This is a genomic window from Clostridium sp., from assembly GCF_036660475.1.
Classification (GTDB): Bacteria; Bacillota; Clostridia; order Clostridiales; family Clostridiaceae; genus Clostridium_J.
The window spans coordinates 151518-167787 of the sequence record NZ_JAVXAO010000002.1 but is presented as its reverse complement, the minus strand read 5'-3'; the positions used below and the strand labels follow the sequence as shown (position 1 = coordinate 167787).

Below are 16270 nucleotides of genomic sequence, written 5' to 3'. Positions count from 1 at the left end.
GTTACCTACCACATTTAAATTTTATTTAAACATAAATACCTAAGATGAAAGGTTGTTACAGGTACAAGGTTTTAAACTTTAATGAATATATGGAGAATTATAATAGGTGTACACTAAAATATTATGAAAGGCAATTGTGAGTATAATTAAAAGCTTTACTTTTTTTAACATAAGAGTAAAATTAAAGTATGGCATTACAAATAGATAGAGTTAAGGGGGTGTTATATATGAATAATAAATTTCTTATAATTATATCCAGTTTATTAATTGTTCTGAATAGAATATTTATTAATGTTGCGGCTTCCATAGTTTTAGGAAGTGTGTCAGTAACTAATTATCACGATTTTATGAAAAATATATTATTTGCCTTAGGAATTGTTTTAATATGCTTCGGAATAAATATTATATCCAGGTATATTAGAATTACCTATATTAAAAAGTATATGATCAATTTTAGAAATAGAATAATGGAAAAAATATTAAAGATGTCATATGTAGAATATAACAATAGGTCAAAGGATTCATATATTTCAAATTTTATTAATGATGTTAATACGATACAAAATAACTATTTTACTAATTTCTTCGAATTAATATTAGATACGGGTACTTTTGTATTTTCAATAATAATTATTACTGCATTAGATTATAAATATGGTATTGCTACTTTTATATTTGTAGTTATATTGATGTTTATTTCTAAATTCACAGAGAAAAAAATAATTTCATTAGAAACAGATGTATCAAAGGAAAATGAAAGGTTCACAGTAGATATAAGTAATACATTTAATGGATTACAGTTAATAAAGTTAAATAATATTGAAAGTAAGTTTTTAAAGAGAACTCTATTTTCTGTTAAGTTTCTTGAGGAAAAGAAAGTTAAAAGAGATGTTTACAACAATACATATAATAGAGTTTCAAACTATTTTGTTTTAATTTTATATATTCTAGTTTTATATTATTTATTTAATCTGCTGATTAATGGGGAAAGCACTACAAAAATAGCAATGATAATCTTCTTTACAGACCAAAGCCTTTCTTTGACAAATGTTTTTCCATTATATAATAAGCATAAATCATACAATGCAATTCTTGATAAAATTTTAGAACGTGATAAGTATGAGATAAATTCTAATAATGTAGGTAGAGAGGATTTTAGCTTTGAGAATAATATTGTTCTTAAAAATGTTAGTTACAAATATGGAGATAAGCTTGTTTTAAATAAAGTAAATTTAACTTTGGAGAAGGGGAAAAAATATTTAATTAGAGGGAAAAGTGGTGAAGGTAAATCTACCTTAATTAAAATATTGTCCAAGGTTTATGATGATTATGAAGGTGAAATTTTTATTGATGGTGTTAACTATAAAAGTGTAGACTTAGAATCGTTTAATAGAAATATATCGTTTATAACACAGGATACTTTTTTATTTGAAGATACATTGCTTAACAATATTACTCTATATAAAGAATATGGAGATAGTGAAATAAATGAAGCTATAGACTTATCTGGACTTAACACCTTGTTGAGTGATGGTAAAAGTCTAAAGTCTATAAGCATTGAGGAAAATGGAAAAAACTTATCAGGTGGAGAGCGTCAAAGGATTTCAATAGCGAGATCAATTATTAGAAATACAGATATTGTTTTTGTAGATGAATGCACATCAAGTTTGGACAAGGATCTTGGGCTGAAGGTTGAAAATACATTATTAAATTTGAAAGCTACAGTGGTAGAAATATCCCATAAGACATATGAGGAAATACTAGATAAATATGATTATATAATAGATTTAAATGAGGGTAATATACAGCAGTGGAGTCCCTCAAATGATTATATGGAGGTTGTAAAATGAAGAAATATATTAGAAAAGCTTATATATATTTATTTCTTTCATTAGTGATTTCTATAATATATATAATGTTAGATGTTTACGTATCTGTAACTTTGGGAGAAATGATAGATGGAGCTATGCAGAAGGATAAAGTGTTATTTGCCAGCAAGGCTGGATTAGCGGTTATTTTTACAACGGTTCTGTTGATTTTTGAAATAATATCAAACATCACATATAATTTATATAAATCAAAAGCTACAATGAATTTAAAATATAATTATATTAGTAAAGTATTTAAAAAAGATATAAATCAATTTAAAGTTGAAAATAATGCAAGTTATATTTCTTCTATTACAAATGATATAGACACAATTGAAAAAGATTATATTAAAGCATTATATGATGTTATTGTATTAGCATTTAGATTAATAATTACTATTATATTAATCATGTCCATAAGTATAGAAATCTTTATTTTCATGATAATCTTAGGAGTAATAAGTATGTTAATCGCAGTTGTTGCATCTATTCCTATGAAAAAATGCAATGATAAAAAGAGTAGGATAAATGAAGATTTAGTTGTTTATGTTAGGGAAATATTGAATACATTTCATGTGATTAAGCTAAATGATTTAAGTAGTAGGGTAAAAGAAAAATATAATAACAAAGTAAATAGTGTTGAAACAGCAAACAGCAAAATTGCCAAACTACTGGCCTGGAGTACTGGAATACAAAGTTTAATATCTAATTTAGTGCTTATTGGAACATTTTCGATATTAGTGTATTTTATTATTGAACAAAAGACTACAATGGGAAATATATTTGTAATAGCAAAAAATGTCCAATATGTAATTACGCCCATTGTATCTATTGCATCCTTACTTCCTAGCTTTTTCTCTACAAAACCAATATTTAATCGATTGGAAGAGAGTTGTAAAAACAGTGGTTCCGATAATGAAAATATTGATTTAAATAAATTTGAAAAAGAAATAAGAGTAAATGATATTTCCTTTAGTTATGAAGATAAAAGAGTACTAAATAACGTTAATTTATCCTTTGAAAAAAATAAAAAATATTTGCTGGTTGGACCTAGTGGTTGTGGTAAAAGCACAATATTAAACATGTTAAAAAAATATATTACACCGGATCAGGGGATAATCTCTATAGATGGAATGGATTTAAATACTATTAAAGCAGATAGCTATTTTAAGCACATTTCAAGTATTGAGCAACATGTATTTTTATTTGAAGATACACTAAAAAATAATATTACCCTATATAAAAACTATACAGATGACGAAATAAATAAAGCCATTGATATGTCAGGCTTACGTAGCTTTGTAGATAGCTTGCCAAAGAAACTGGACACTATTATATATGACAATGGTAAAAATATATCTGGTGGAGAAAAAAGCAGAATAGCAATTTCAAGAAGTCTTATCATGAAATGCGATGTATTAATATTGGATGAAGCCTTTGCTAATTTAGACTATGATACAGCTAAAAACATAGAAAATACCATATTATCAATTCCAGAAATAACATTAATAAATGTTAGTCATGTTGTATTTGATAGCAATAAGCCGCTATATGATGATTTATATGTAATAAATAGATGATTTTTTTATGGGCAAAAATGAATATTGAAATAAGTATTAGGGTGAAAACTTAATAATTCTTTATTATAAGTTAAGGCTTGTTTATAGTATAATAGTATTATATTAATACTAATGGATAACAGAAACTAATAAATAAGAAGAGGTGTTTAGTATGTTGAAAAAATTTGCAGCAGAGGCTCTAGGAATAAGTGATATTGGTAAAATTATTGATCCAAAGGATTATAATAAGGTTGATGCAGATGATTATATAATGAATGAAGATGGGGAAAAAATATTCTTTTTAATTAAGTCTAAAACAGATGAATATTGCTTCACTAATTTGGCGTTAATCCATGTTGATGGGACTTCAGCATTAAGCAAAAAAAGACTAGTAAAAAGATATGACTATTATAGAAATCAATTTTCAAATGTAGCTATAGAAACAGCAGGAACAGTAGATTTAGACTGTGAATTAAAATTTATCATTGGAGAGACAAGCTTCTCTATAGATGTTGATAAAAAGGAAATTGAAAGTTTAAAAGATATCTATAAGGCATTAATAAAGATAGAGCATATAACTGAAACTAACAGAGTAATGTTAGGTAAAGCAGAACAAACTTTACAAATGGCAACTAGCGCTTGCGGATCACAAAAATTAGAAAATGGTGATTTAACTGGAGTATTTAAAGGCATAAATGAATATGCATTTGAATGGATAAAAGCATCTAGAGATGAATATATTAAAAAAGATTTTACAGATGTATTTAAAAATTATATAAATAACTAGGAATAGTAGAGTTTTCAAAAGAGAATTGAATGTGGTTATTTTTTACAGCTACAAGCAAACTATAAAAGTAGAATGAGATAAAGGAGAAGCGTCAAAGATGGCGGTTCTCTTTTCATGTAGAGGAAAGTATTTTTAAGAAAGTTATGGAGATTATCATGAATTGCGGAATAAAAAAATATCGTACATCATTTGAATAGTACGATATATACTTTATATTTAGTTTTAATAATATAATAATAGTGTGAATGTTACTATTTTATATCAACTATAAATACTTTAAATGTAAACTCATCAATTTCATTGAAATCTACCATTAATTCATATTGCCCATCTTTTTTAACTTCATCTACTAATATATTACTATTTACTGGTGATAAAGTTTTATTAAATATATATTCTTCATTTGAATTATCTTTTAGCATTACTGTAATAGGGTAATCAATATTAGTTTCAATTTTTAGCGATTGTCCTTCTCTTAGGTTAATATTAACTGCTTTCTTAGACATAATATCTTTACTTCCCATAGTTACCTCTCCAATAAAGTTGGCACTATTTTTATCTGGATTATTTGGTTCTTTAGCACTATATGACCATTTTACTATTTCTAAATCACCACTTTTTAATTCAGCATAACCATTAGATATAGTAAAGTCTCGTTTTGTTTCTTCGTTACTTCCTACTTGTTGTTTACATCCTGTTAACCCTATTATTAATAACATAGATGATAATATGATAACTATTTTTTTGTTCATTTTTCATCCTCCAATATATTTAAAGTATTGGTATAATATATGTTAAAATTAATTTTTGTAAACAGTAAAAATCATAACAGTTACTTTGTATTATAATACAAGTATTCATTTAATTTAATCTAAGTGTCAGATTCCTGTTTATTCCTCATAATTTGATTGTGTATTAACTTGTTAATATAGTCACTATTTTCGATAGAAAATTTATATTTATAATTCAAAAGTATTTTCTATAACACCTGGTAAAAGACTATATATTGATTTGCCCATCTTTTCTTCAAAGTGCTTTTTTAAGTCTAAGAAAGCTTTCCATTTTGGAATAGTATATTTATTCACATCATGACGTAATGCAACGTCAACCAATCTCTTTTCTATAAGTGTAAATCCATTAGGTAGTGCTATAGCATCACATAATTGTATTAATTTATCGTAATCATCGTAGTCTACTGTATTTAAAAAGTTTTCAACAAAAGTGTGTCCTTCACCAGTATTACTTTCTTTAACTTCAATAATATCTGAAATATTTTTAGATGGACATGAATGAGTTACACAAATCTTAGCTAAAAAATGGTATCCCATTTCCATAGAATAATTATAACCATCAATAATATGACTTATAGTAGTTCCTCCGTTTATTTTACCAATATCATGAAGTAATCCTAATATATATGCAACCTCAGAGTCTAAGTCCTTACAATTAGCTGCTATTAATTTTGCACCTTCAGCAACATATTTACAATGTCCAATCCATGGTCCTGGATTTATTCTTTCGGCTTCTTCAAATAATAACTTTGCTTTTTCTAAATCTGGAATACCTTGTATAGTGTTAATTTCCAATTTACACATCCCCTTAATGTTTGAGTTATATCGCATTTTAGAACATTTCCAAATTACTCAATATGTTTTATATTAACATAAATTACAAAATTAATCCAATGAGGCTTATATATAGTGTTTCACATGTAAATTCATAAAAAAATAACCTTAAACCATTTTACTAGGTTTTAGGTTATGTAAATTTTAATGTGATTTTAAAACTTGAAGCTCAAAAGTAAACAAAGTTCATTTAAACTTTTTCTCCAAGATTTATCACCATCCTATAATGTTATTCTATCATATTTAGGCAGGATTTAAACATTGATAAAATGAAATATTTGGCTTTAAATAGTATTATATTTGAAAATGTGTTACAATATGGATTAAGCAATATGTTCAAATTACAGTCGTATTTAATTGAGCATTTTAGCCAAATTTAGATTAGGCATCTTCAAAAAAATAAGTCAGTATCCACGACTATTTTGAGTTATATAACATCAGCAGAACCCTTAGATAGCGCTACGATCTGAGGAAGCTGCATCCTTGACTAACTCAAAATATCATTCACACCTTTGACTTGTTATTTATTTTAAGATGCCATTGTTATTGGGGAGGGGAAAAATGATAAAAGAAATTAAGGATATAAATGAAATATTAGAATTCACATGGTGCATTAGTAGGGATAACACCAAGAATAGTTATACTAAAAGAACTTCAAAGGATCAACTGATAAAAGATCTTGAATTTGCAATTAAATCTGATACACGAAAGGTTATCAGCTGTTATGAAAATAATATACTTAAAGGTGCATGTGTATACTATTGGCTTAAAGAAGATAAATATGCTCAGACAACAGTATTTATGATTGATAGTAATTTTAATATTATTGCAGATGAAATAATAAAATATATAGGAGCTGAATTACCAGGCTATGAATTGTTTATAGGATTTCCATTTGATAATGTGAATGCTACTGAATACTTTAAAGAGAGAAATATAAAATGTATTGAATCAAGCTTCGATACTAGGTTAAAGACTGAAAATTATATTGAAAAAGACATAGAAGAAGAAGTAGAAACTGTGGATTTAGAAACATTTGATGAATATGCCATATTTCATGATGAATATGCAAAGAAATTGGAAATGTATTGGACAAGTGATAGATTAAAAGAGCATATTAATGAATTCAAAATATATGTATATCGTTGTGAAGGTAAAATAAGAGGTAGTATATTTGTAAGGAAGTATACTAAAAGTGCAGAGATCTTTGGATTATTCCTTGATGAAAATTTTAATAATAAAGGAATAGAATCAGACCTTATCCAGCACACCTTAAAGAGTATCTATAAAGAGTATGAGCCTATTGAGGAAGTAACTTATTTTATTGATGAGGAAAGCAAAGATGAACTAAATATTGCTTTAGGTACAGGCTTTAAAATCAATGATACTTACAGATGTTGCAAATGTGAATTGTAAATTAGAGGGAGAATAACTATGAAAATAGCATGTAATTTATCAACAGAATTAATTGAATTAATTGATGAAAAAAAGGTGTCCGTTGATTATGTGAAAATTGCGTTATCAAAATCAAATAAAGTTATACCAGCAGAATATAAAAAATATGGGAAGTTATTATTACATGGAGTAGGTACAGATGTGCCACAGCATACTGGCACCAATGAATTAAGTGGTGTGAATTGGGATAAAGTCATGGAGAAAGTTGAATTTTGTAACAGCAGTTTTATTGGGATACATTGTGGAACATATAAGTCTGATTGGGATGAAAATGAAGTAACATTTGAAAAGGTAAAACAGCGTATGAAAGACTCTTTAAAGTTATGGAAAGAAAAGCTGGATACAGATATATTAATTGAAAATGTTCCATATACACCATATTATGAGGCTAATAGTCCCAATATTATTAAGCATTCAGTTTCTCCTAAATTGATAAGTGAATTGTGCAGCGAACTTGAAGTAGGATTGTTGCTAGATATAGCACATGCAAAGGTAACGGCAAGTGGATTGAACATATCCGTTGAAGAGTATTTAACAGCATTACCATTGGAACGAGTAAAAGAAATTCATGTTGTTGGAACAAGAGAAACAGAAAATGGATTGAGAGATAATCATTTGGAAATGAATGAATATGACTATGAGCTCTTAGAATTTGTATTAAAAATAGCTAATCCGGATATAGTTACTTTAGAATATGGAGGATTTGGAGACCATTTTTCATGGAGAAGTGATAAAAGTGCCATAGAAAGACAATTGAAGAAAATAACAGAGATTGTTAGTAGGAATTGTATAATATAATGCATTAAAGACCTGACCCATAATCTAAGGGTCAGGTCATTTAAGTTTTAGTAATATTTTAAGATTTTCACCCATAAGGTAATTGAGAAAGGATCTTGGGATTTGAGTTTGATAATATTTTAAAGAATGCTAGATGTGATGAGGGGTGATTTAAAGAATGTCACTTATAGCGAGGGTTATATTTTTAGTAATGTCAGATAGGACGAGGGTAAATTAGTAGTTATTAAAAAGTAATGAATGATTATTTGATAAGAAGGGATGTAGATTATGAAAAATAATAAAAAGAAGCTGAGGTCTGTGATTAGTTTATTTATAGCATTTTGCTTGTTACTTGGGTTTGTTCATAGGAAAACAATATTTCAATGTGGTAATCCAATACCTTATGTTGCCAAAATGATAACACTGAATGGTGATAAACACTATGCAAAAGTATTTAAAGATAAGGATATATATGTGACTAAACATAATGACTATAAGGAGTTTGAAAAATATATTGAAGATAAATATGATGTGACACTGTATGAACACATTGGAGTTAGTTATACATATGTATCTGATAAATATAAAGTAGTTTTGACACCCGAAATGTATTGGAGCAAATATGATGTTTGGAAAATAACTATAGAATAAAGATGAATACACTATTATTAGGGAATAGTTAATGGAGCGGGTAGTTATTTATTTGGCACCTGTTTTATACAAGGAGGAGATATGATGGTTAAAATACTGATTAGTGGATTTCCTAAGGGATTTCCAAATGATTTTAGCAGGATACTAAAGACACACATAAAAACAGGTATGAATCTTGTTTTTGTAGCTTCTGAATTTGAAAATATATATGAAAAAACAGACTGGTATTGTAATCATTTTTTAAAGATGTTTTCTGATTGCGGAATAACCTTTGAAGGTGTAAATGTTATAGATGGAAGAATCTCAAAAGAAGTGGCACAAGAGATTGTTAGAAATGCAGATGTTTTATGGCTTGCAGGAGGCGATACACCTACACAGTTTGCTTATTTGGAAGCTTATGGGCTAATACCATGTATCAGAGAACAAAAAGGTGTAGTTATAGGAATGAGTGCAGGTTCGATAAATATGACTAAAACAGCCGTGTGTACATTAACTTGTGAACACAATAAATTAAAAATATATGAAGCACTTGGATTAGTGGAAATTTCCGTTGAACCACATTTTGATAAAGAAAATATAACAGAAGAGTTACTTTCACTTTCTGAAAAATATCCATTGTATGGGATATGTGATGATGGTGCTATCATATGTACGGAGGATAACACTTTGTATATAGGTGATGTATTCTTGATAGAGAAAGGTCATGTAACTAGAGTTTAATTTGATTGGGAATATTAGTAAAGTGTGAGTAAGATTATATAAAAGTGTGTTTAAGTTAATACGAATACAATTAATAAATCAAAAGGATTAGTAGATACTGATTCTAATGAGAAAACTTAGCATAAAGTATATAAAAATATACAAGGAAGTTATCAAGTGATAAATATGTTGTGTTTTAAATATAAGGGTTTTAGGCTATAATAAAGAAAATAGGCAGTTGAAGTAATGAGGTGTGATGATGGATAACTTAAAGGAAATTAGATGGAAACAACGATTTGAGAATTTTGATAAAGCGTATAAATTATTAGATAAATATTCTAAGCAAGAAATAAAAACTGAGCTTGAAAGAGCTGGAATAATACAGTTTTTTGAAATGTCTTTTGAACTTGCATGGAAGGTTTTAAAGGATTACTTAGAATCTCAAGAATATGAGATAAAAAGTCCAAGAGAAACAATAAAGATGGCATTCCAAATAGGTATAATTGATAATGGACATGTTTGGATAGATGCATTAGCAGATAGAAATTTGACAACTCATACCTATGATGAAGAATTAGCTAATAAAATGATTGAAGAGATTCTAGATTTATATTTACCCGAGTTGGAAAAAATGCACAGTAGACTTTTGAAGGAAGTATAATATGTTTGGATTATTAGAGAGAGATTTAAAATATATAAAAATGGCTTTGAGTCAGTTTGAAGAGATTGATGAAGCTATAATTTTTGGAAGTAGAGCTATTGGAAATTACAAAAAAGGCTCAGATGTAGATATGGCTATCGTGGGTAGTAAAATCACAAGGAAAACTATTTTAAGGCTAAGTGACTTGCTAAATGAAGAATATCCATTACCATATTTTTTTGATATTATACATTATGAAACTTTAGCTAATGATAAATTAAAAGAGCATATAGATAATGAAGGCAAAAAAATAGGACCTAACCCATAATCTGAACTGCCCCCTGTCTACCTGACAGGGGCAGTTCAATCTATGGGTCAGGTCCTTTAAGTTTTAGTTTAACTAACAGTTACTATTAAAATGATATTTGTTGAAAGTTAGAAGAAAAACTATTAGTGAAATAAAGGAATGATTATTTAAATTTTACTTTTATTGGGTTATAATCAAGATATAGATTGGTTGGAGTAATGGTTTATTATGTTCATTGAATGAAGAAAAGGAGAGGGTAAAATCATGAGAAGAAAAGATAGAGAAATAACGGATAAGGAAAAAATTAATGAAATTATCGCTAATTGCCATTGTTGTAGATTAGGGTTTTATGATGATGGAGAAGTATATATTGTTCCATTAAACTTTGGGTATGTTGAAAAAGATGGCAAGAGAATCTTCTATTTTCATGGAGCTAAGGAGGGGCGAAAAATTGATTTAATCTCAAAAACACACTCTGCTGGGTTTGAATTGGATACGAATTATAATCTAAATAAAGGTGAAACTGCATGTCAGTATTCTGCAGGTTTTCAGAGCTTGATAGGGACAGGCCATGTGACATTTGTTGAAGAGCAAGTAGAAAAGAGAGCGGCTTTACAATCTATTATGCTTCATAATACGAGAAAGGATAGCTGGGATTTTTCGGATGAAATGCTCAATTCAGTGTGTGTTTTCAAGCTTGAGGTGAAAAAAATTTCTTGTAAAGAACATTTGTAAATAGGGGTTTGGAAAAGGAGAATAAGATATTTTTATTAAAAAAGATAATTTGTTAATTTATTATATTAGGAGGCTATAAAATGGTAGTGGATCCTTTAAATGATGTCATGTCTTATTTTAAATTTGAATTTTTGGCTTATATAGTATTGTTTATGATTATAATCTTGAATTTTTATAAAGCATTATATATTAAAAAGAATTTACTAGATGATAATTCCATTGGACGATTAATTCAAAGCGTTGATTTAATTATAGATGTTTTATGTGGATTAGCAATGGCTGCAGGGTTAGTATTTCAAGGGGTATTGGCAGACAATAATGCATTAGGCTACAATGTATGGTTTAACATACTTTTAGGAATATCAATTGTGAGTTTTATTATTTTTGTACTAAACTTAAATGTGGTTTTTAGAGAAAGAAAATAAGGATAAGATATGGATTGATTAAAATATATATGTGCTAAAAGCCAGGTTAAGATCTATAAGAATTTTCACTTCAGTGGTGATGTGAATAGATCTTGGGACTTGAGCTTGCTATTCTGGGTAGATAACAGTCATGTAACTAGAGTTTGATATGTTCAGATTTATTAGTATAGATTAATTTGTAATATTAAATAACGGAGAATCAAATAGGACCTGACCTACAATTTACAGGTCACAGTATAGGAGGGGATTAAAATGTTTGAGTTAAGTGTTTTAAATGGGTTTAAAACTGTAGGTTCATTTATTCTATACAAAGATACATTTGCATTTATGATTGGGCCTGATAATTCAGGTGAAAAATTGGGTATAATGCGGTTGGGTGGACACATTGAAGAAAATGAAAGTTTACTACAATCTTTAGAAAGAGAAATTAAGGAGGAAGGCTCAATTGAAGTAAAATTGTTCGATTCCTCATGTACATTTTATAAAAGAAATTGGGATGATAGCAACTATTATGAGGTAACCAATAATATTGAGTGGGATATTAAGCCATTAATTATAGTAGGAGATAAAACACGTTCAACTGCTGTCTTTTTATCATATGCTGATGAAGAGCCTAGGCCTTCATCAGAAGCATATGGGATAATTTTTCTTAAAGAAAATGATATAAGAGATATTTGTTCAAAAAGATTAAAACTAAGGGACTTTTTAGATAATGGTGGAAAACTTATTCAACAGAAAGAAATTAATTATGATGTGGAAATGTATGGAGGCGCTCATCTTACATTTTTAAATAGATTAATAGAAGATAACAATGATTTAGTTCATAGATATATCACAAGGAATTTAAGAATATAATATTAGCGGGATTTACTGTTTAATTTGATTGGGAATATTAGTAAAGTGAGAGTAAGATTATATAAAAGGAGTGGAATAAATGAAAAAATCAGTAGTATTCTTAGATTTTCAAGGCACCCTTGGAGGGGAAGGTATTGACGATATTAGATCATTTAAATTTTACCCTTTCTCAATAGAAGCTATAAAATTACTTAATACAAATAATATTTTAGTCATTGGTATAACCAATCAAAGTCATATATCAAAAGGTGAACTTACAATGGAAGAGTTTGAAAGTAAACTACAATGTTTAAAAGAAGAATTAGAAAGTTATAATGCACACTTTGATGCAGTATATTGTTGTCCTCATGTGAGAACAGATAAATGTAATTGTAAGAAACCATTAATTGGAATGATTGATAAAGCAAAGGATGAATTTGAGATTAATATGCAAAAAGCGTATGTAGTTGGGGACATGGGAATGACTGATATGGCTTTAGCAAGAAATATTAATGCGAAAGGAATTCTTGTTTTAACAGGAGTTGGAAAAGGTAGTTTAAATGAATTTAGGGATACATGGAAATGTGTCGAGGCTGACTATATAGCCGAAAATGTGCTGGATTCTGTTATGTGGATTATTAATGACTTAGATCTCGTGAAATGAGCTAATCTTTAGCTTTAAATCTTAGAATATTGTGCGTACAAGTATTTTATTAAACATAGCAGCTTTTGATAAGAGAATAAATTTAGAATAAAAATATTTGCATTCATGGATAATCTTATTAAATAGATAACCAAACAGGACCTGCCCATAATTTACGGGGCAGGTCCTTTAAGTTTTAGTTTAACTAACAGTTACTATTAAAATGGATATGTGTTAAAAGGTAGGTGTAAAACTATTAATGGAACCTTAGGGATAATTATTTAAAACTTACTTTTATTAGGGTATAATTAACAGGTGGGTTAGTGACAAGGGTAGTCATTTATTTGACACCTGATTTATACAAGGGGGGAAAATATTGAGTAGTGAAATTGATAATGAAATAATTATTACAGATAAAGATACATTTAAAATGTTAGATAGCATTCTTGAAAAAAGAGATAGTGAGTGGTGGGATAAATTTTATTTGGACAAGGAAAAGCCAATTCCATTTTTCAAGAATATTCCTGATGAAAATCTTATTTCATACTGCAACTCAGGTATATTAAGTAAGGGAAAAGCCTTGGATATAGGGTGTGGTAATGGAAGAAATTCAATGTATCTTACCAAACAAGGATTTAATGCCATAGGAATTGATATTTCTAATACCTCAATAAATTGGGCAAATGAATTATCAAAAGAGTATTCTAATAAACCTATGTTTATGTGCAAATCATTATTTGAGTTTGAGGATATACCACAAAGCTTTGATTTTATTAATGATAGTGGGTGCTTTCATCATATCAAACCACATAGAAGAAGTAGCTATTTTGAAAGTGTGTTAAAGTACTTAAAAGAAGATGGATATTTTGCAATGACATGTTTTAATTTAGAGGGTGGGGCCAATATATCAGATTATGATGTTTATAGAGATTATTCTATGCATGGAGGGTTAGGCTTTTCTGAATATAAATTAAGAAAAATTCTTGAAGTGTACTTTGAAGTAATCGAATTTAGAAAGATGCAAGAATCTAATAATTTAGAGGTGTTTGGTAAAGAGTTTATGTGGGCTGTATTAATGAAGAAAAAGAGAAGATAAAATCATGAGAAGAAAAGATAGAGAAATAATTGAAAAAATTTCTTGTAAAGAACATTTGTAAATAAGGACTTTCAAAAGGAGAATAAGATATGATTATTAAAAAAGATAATTTGTTAATTAGAAGTGCAACGGTAGAGGATGCTGAGACTTTGACTAATTGGTGGAATGATGGAAGAATTATGGCTCATGCTGGATTTCCAAATGGTCTTGGACAAGCATTGGAAGAAACGATAAATCAAATTAAAAAGAATGATATTAATCTTTCGCAAAGGTGTATAATTCAGGCTGACAATAATAGAATTGGTGAGATGAGCTTTACTATTGGAGAAAATTTTGCTGAAATAGGGATAAAAATATGTGAGATTTCATACCAAAATCATGGGTATGGAAAATGCATATTAAGGATGTTAATAGATTATTTATTTACAGATGAAGAAATAAATAATAAGGTTAAAATTGAAAAAATAATCTTGGATACCAACATAGATAATAAACGAGCACAACATGTTTATGAAAAGTTAGGATTTAGAAAAGTTGCAACAAATGTTGATGTATGGAAAAATCAACTTGGTGAATGGCAGACATCAATTGACTATGAAATGTCTTTAGAGGATTATAGAAAAGTGTGTTTAGAAAGTTAGTGGTTTATCTACGAATGAATATGCTTTATTGATAGTAATGGCTATGATTTTACTAGTTAGTATATTGGGATTATTAAGTGGTGTTATTTACTTTTAAAAATAAGAAAAGTGGAGTCTAATAATATAGCGTGGGTTAACCTGCTACTTGAAATCATTGATAATCTTTACGATTGGAATGCTCAGGATCTACGGGGTAGGCTTTTAAGTGTTAGTGCTATTCTAAGATTTTTATACCTGAGGTAAGGTTAAAGGAACTTGGAACTTGAGTTTGCTAATATTTTAAAGAATGTCAGATACGATGAGGGTAAATTAATAGTTACTATCAAATTGGATATGTGGGGAATTTGAAGGGGGAGAATTTATGGAAATAGTTAAGTTTGATTTAAAAGATAAAAATGAATTAGTAGAGTTAGATAAAGAATGCTTTGGAGCAGTAGCTTGTTGGAATGATGAAACATGGCAAGAAATTTTGACGGATTTAGAACACAATATTATTTATTTGGTGAAAGAAAGTAATGAAATAATTTCATATTTAATGATATTTAATTGGGGAAAAGAAAAAAATTACGTTAAAATTACTAGCATAGGAACTAAAAGCTGTTTTAGAGGACAAAAATTAGCTCATAAATTAATTGAAACAATGATAGACGATATGAAAAAAATTGGAATGAAAGATTTTAGAGGAGAGACAAGAGTTACAAACTATCCAATGCAAAAAATATTTAGCGATTTTAATTTCAAAAATGTAGAAACTTATAAAGAATATTATGATAACCCTACTGAAGATGCATTGAGATATCATTTAAATATATAAACATGTTTTAATATTCCAATTTGCAGAGCATAGTAGATGAATAATCTTAAACTTTATGCGAGCTAGTTGTTTAGTAAACTACTCTATAAATAGGAATTTGTAGTGAAGTACAAGCTATAATTTCTAAATTAGAATTTAAAGCGGAGATTATTTATATTTTGCGTATAACGACAATTATTGAAAAGTTGAGGTGAATTGCTATGTCATCAAGCAAAGAATATTTGAATTATATATTAGAACAATTAGGAAATTTGGAGGGGATAACTTATCGTGCAATGATGGGAGAGTACATTTTATATTATCGTGGTAAAATTGTAGGCGGACTATATGATGATAGATTATTAGTAAAAAATATTTCTTCAGCAAAAGCATATATGAAAGATTTCACCTATGAATTACCTTATGATGGGGCAAAAGAAATGATATTAGTTGAAGAAGTTGACAATAAAAATTATCTAACAGAATTATTTAATATCATGTATAATGAACTACCAGAGCCTAAAATCAAAAAGAAAAAATAACTTTTCACTATTGATTTTTAATTCTCACTATCTGCGCAAGTGGAGGTTATGAGCATAATACGAAGAAAGTTAAATTCCAATTTAGCTAAGCAATTTTATGGCAATCTTAGTAAATAAAGAACCTTAAAGGACCTAACCCATAATCTACGGGTCAGGTCCTTTAAGGTTTAGTGTTATTCTTATTAAGGATAGA

General features: G+C 28.2%; 19 protein-coding genes. 17 read left to right on the top strand and 2 right to left on the bottom strand.

Annotated elements, in window-relative coordinates:
- The first annotated feature begins 227 nt into the window (after positions 1–227).
- From RSA29_RS03785 to RSA29_RS03775, 3 genes are all read left to right on the top strand, one after another.
- Positions 228–1850: an ABC transporter ATP-binding protein gene (locus tag RSA29_RS03785; protein WP_346942287.1), complete on the top strand. Its 1623-nt coding sequence runs from the start codon at positions 228–230 to the stop codon at positions 1848–1850.
- Positions 1847–3448 carry an ABC transporter ATP-binding protein gene (locus RSA29_RS03780; protein ID WP_346942286.1) on the top strand — a complete coding sequence of 534 codons (1602 nt, stop codon included), beginning with the start codon at positions 1847–1849 and terminating at the stop codon, positions 3446–3448. The genes RSA29_RS03785 and RSA29_RS03780 overlap by 4 nt, the downstream gene beginning before the upstream one ends.
- A gap of 151 nt (positions 3449–3599) precedes the next feature.
- Positions 3600–4214: a PH domain-containing protein gene (locus tag RSA29_RS03775; protein ID WP_346942285.1), complete on the top strand. Its 615-nt coding sequence runs from the start codon at positions 3600–3602 to the stop codon at positions 4212–4214.
- Positions 4215–4465: 251 nt separating this feature from the next.
- Here RSA29_RS03775 and RSA29_RS03770 read toward each other — a convergent pair whose 3' ends face one another.
- Together RSA29_RS03770 and RSA29_RS03765 are read right to left on the bottom strand one after the other, a co-directional pair.
- On the bottom strand, positions 4466–4966 hold the full coding sequence (locus RSA29_RS03770; RefSeq protein ID WP_346942284.1) for a hypothetical protein: 501 nt from the start codon (positions 4964–4966) through the stop codon (positions 4466–4468).
- A gap of 207 nt (positions 4967–5173) precedes the next feature.
- Positions 5174–5800, bottom strand: a complete 627-nt coding sequence (locus RSA29_RS03765; RefSeq protein ID WP_346942283.1) for an HD domain-containing protein — start codon at positions 5798–5800, stop codon at positions 5174–5176.
- A 600-nt stretch (positions 5801–6400) separates the two neighbouring features.
- Here RSA29_RS03765 and RSA29_RS03760 point away from each other — a divergent pair.
- From RSA29_RS03760 to RSA29_RS03695, 14 genes are all read left to right on the top strand, one after another.
- Entirely contained in the window at positions 6401–7255 is an 855-nt protein-coding gene (locus RSA29_RS03760) for a hypothetical protein (RefSeq protein ID WP_346942282.1), read from the top strand.
- Positions 7256–7273: 18 nt separating this feature from the next.
- Positions 7274–8092, top strand: a complete 819-nt coding sequence (locus RSA29_RS03755; RefSeq protein ID WP_346942281.1) for a DUF692 family multinuclear iron-containing protein — start codon at positions 7274–7276, stop codon at positions 8090–8092.
- A 267-nt stretch (positions 8093–8359) separates the two neighbouring features.
- Positions 8360–8722: a hypothetical protein gene (locus RSA29_RS03750; RefSeq protein WP_346942280.1), complete on the top strand. Its 363-nt coding sequence runs from the start codon at positions 8360–8362 to the stop codon at positions 8720–8722.
- Between the two features lie 81 nt (positions 8723–8803).
- On the top strand, positions 8804–9442 hold the full coding sequence (locus RSA29_RS03745; RefSeq protein WP_346942279.1) for a Type 1 glutamine amidotransferase-like domain-containing protein: 639 nt from the start codon (positions 8804–8806) through the stop codon (positions 9440–9442).
- 238 nt (positions 9443–9680) lie between these two features.
- Positions 9681–10082, top strand: a complete 402-nt coding sequence (locus RSA29_RS03740) for a nucleotidyltransferase substrate binding protein (protein ID WP_346942278.1) — start codon at positions 9681–9683, stop codon at positions 10080–10082.
- 1 nt (position 10083) lies between these two features.
- Positions 10084–10389: a nucleotidyltransferase domain-containing protein gene (locus tag RSA29_RS03735; RefSeq protein ID WP_346942277.1), complete on the top strand. Its 306-nt coding sequence runs from the start codon at positions 10084–10086 to the stop codon at positions 10387–10389.
- 243 nt (positions 10390–10632) lie between these two features.
- Entirely contained in the window at positions 10633–11103 is a 471-nt protein-coding gene (locus RSA29_RS03730; RefSeq protein WP_346942276.1) for a pyridoxamine 5'-phosphate oxidase family protein, read from the top strand.
- Between the two features lie 80 nt (positions 11104–11183).
- Complete coding sequence (locus RSA29_RS03725; RefSeq protein WP_346942275.1) at positions 11184–11528, top strand: hypothetical protein; 345 nt, start codon at positions 11184–11186, stop codon at positions 11526–11528.
- 252 nt (positions 11529–11780) lie between these two features.
- Entirely contained in the window at positions 11781–12383 is a 603-nt protein-coding gene (locus RSA29_RS03720) for a hypothetical protein (RefSeq protein ID WP_346942274.1), read from the top strand.
- Positions 12384–12462: 79 nt separating this feature from the next.
- A complete protein-coding gene (locus tag RSA29_RS03715) occupies positions 12463–13026 on the top strand; it encodes an HAD-IIIA family hydrolase (protein ID WP_346942273.1) in 564 nt (187 codons plus the stop codon).
- Positions 13027–13381: 355 nt separating this feature from the next.
- Positions 13382–14101 carry a class I SAM-dependent methyltransferase gene (locus tag RSA29_RS03710; protein ID WP_346942272.1) on the top strand — a complete coding sequence of 240 codons (720 nt, stop codon included), beginning with the start codon at positions 13382–13384 and terminating at the stop codon, positions 14099–14101.
- An 89-nt stretch (positions 14102–14190) separates the two neighbouring features.
- Positions 14191–14742, top strand: coding sequence for a GNAT family protein (locus tag RSA29_RS03705; protein ID WP_346942271.1), 552 nt, complete (start codon positions 14191–14193; stop codon positions 14740–14742).
- A 361-nt stretch (positions 14743–15103) separates the two neighbouring features.
- A complete protein-coding gene (locus RSA29_RS03700; protein ID WP_346942270.1) occupies positions 15104–15556 on the top strand; it encodes an N-acetyltransferase in 453 nt (150 codons plus the stop codon).
- Between the two features lie 200 nt (positions 15557–15756).
- Positions 15757–16077, top strand: coding sequence for a TfoX/Sxy family protein (locus RSA29_RS03695; protein ID WP_346942269.1), 321 nt, complete (start codon positions 15757–15759; stop codon positions 16075–16077).
- Positions 16078–16270: the final 193 nt, after the last annotated feature.

Coding starts and splice junctions, on each gene's coding strand:
- RSA29_RS03720 (WP_346942274.1), top strand. CDS start 11,781: ATGTTTGAGTTAAGTGTTTTAAATGGGTTTAAAACTGTAGGTTCATTT.
- RSA29_RS03715 (WP_346942273.1), top strand. CDS start 12,463: ATGAAAAAATCAGTAGTATTCTTAGATTTTCAAGGCACCCTTGGAGGG.
- RSA29_RS03755 (WP_346942281.1), top strand. CDS start 7,274: ATGAAAATAGCATGTAATTTATCAACAGAATTAATTGAATTAATTGAT.
- RSA29_RS03750 (WP_346942280.1), top strand. CDS start 8,360: ATGAAAAATAATAAAAAGAAGCTGAGGTCTGTGATTAGTTTATTTATA.
- RSA29_RS03695 (WP_346942269.1), top strand. CDS start 15,757: ATGTCATCAAGCAAAGAATATTTGAATTATATATTAGAACAATTAGGA.
- RSA29_RS03700 (WP_346942270.1), top strand. CDS start 15,104: ATGGAAATAGTTAAGTTTGATTTAAAAGATAAAAATGAATTAGTAGAG.
- RSA29_RS03705 (WP_346942271.1), top strand. CDS start 14,191: ATGATTATTAAAAAAGATAATTTGTTAATTAGAAGTGCAACGGTAGAG.
- RSA29_RS03745 (WP_346942279.1), top strand. CDS start 8,804: ATGATGGTTAAAATACTGATTAGTGGATTTCCTAAGGGATTTCCAAAT.
- RSA29_RS03785 (WP_346942287.1), top strand. CDS start 228: ATGAATAATAAATTTCTTATAATTATATCCAGTTTATTAATTGTTCTG.
- RSA29_RS03770 (WP_346942284.1), bottom strand. CDS start 4,966: ATGAACAAAAAAATAGTTATCATATTATCATCTATGTTATTAATAATA.
- RSA29_RS03725 (WP_346942275.1), top strand. CDS start 11,184: ATGGTAGTGGATCCTTTAAATGATGTCATGTCTTATTTTAAATTTGAA.
- RSA29_RS03775 (WP_346942285.1), top strand. CDS start 3,600: ATGTTGAAAAAATTTGCAGCAGAGGCTCTAGGAATAAGTGATATTGGT.
- RSA29_RS03780 (WP_346942286.1), top strand. CDS start 1,847: ATGAAGAAATATATTAGAAAAGCTTATATATATTTATTTCTTTCATTA.
- RSA29_RS03760 (WP_346942282.1), top strand. CDS start 6,401: ATGATAAAAGAAATTAAGGATATAAATGAAATATTAGAATTCACATGG.
- RSA29_RS03740 (WP_346942278.1), top strand. CDS start 9,681: ATGGATAACTTAAAGGAAATTAGATGGAAACAACGATTTGAGAATTTT.
- RSA29_RS03735 (WP_346942277.1), top strand. CDS start 10,084: ATGTTTGGATTATTAGAGAGAGATTTAAAATATATAAAAATGGCTTTG.
- RSA29_RS03730 (WP_346942276.1), top strand. CDS start 10,633: ATGAGAAGAAAAGATAGAGAAATAACGGATAAGGAAAAAATTAATGAA.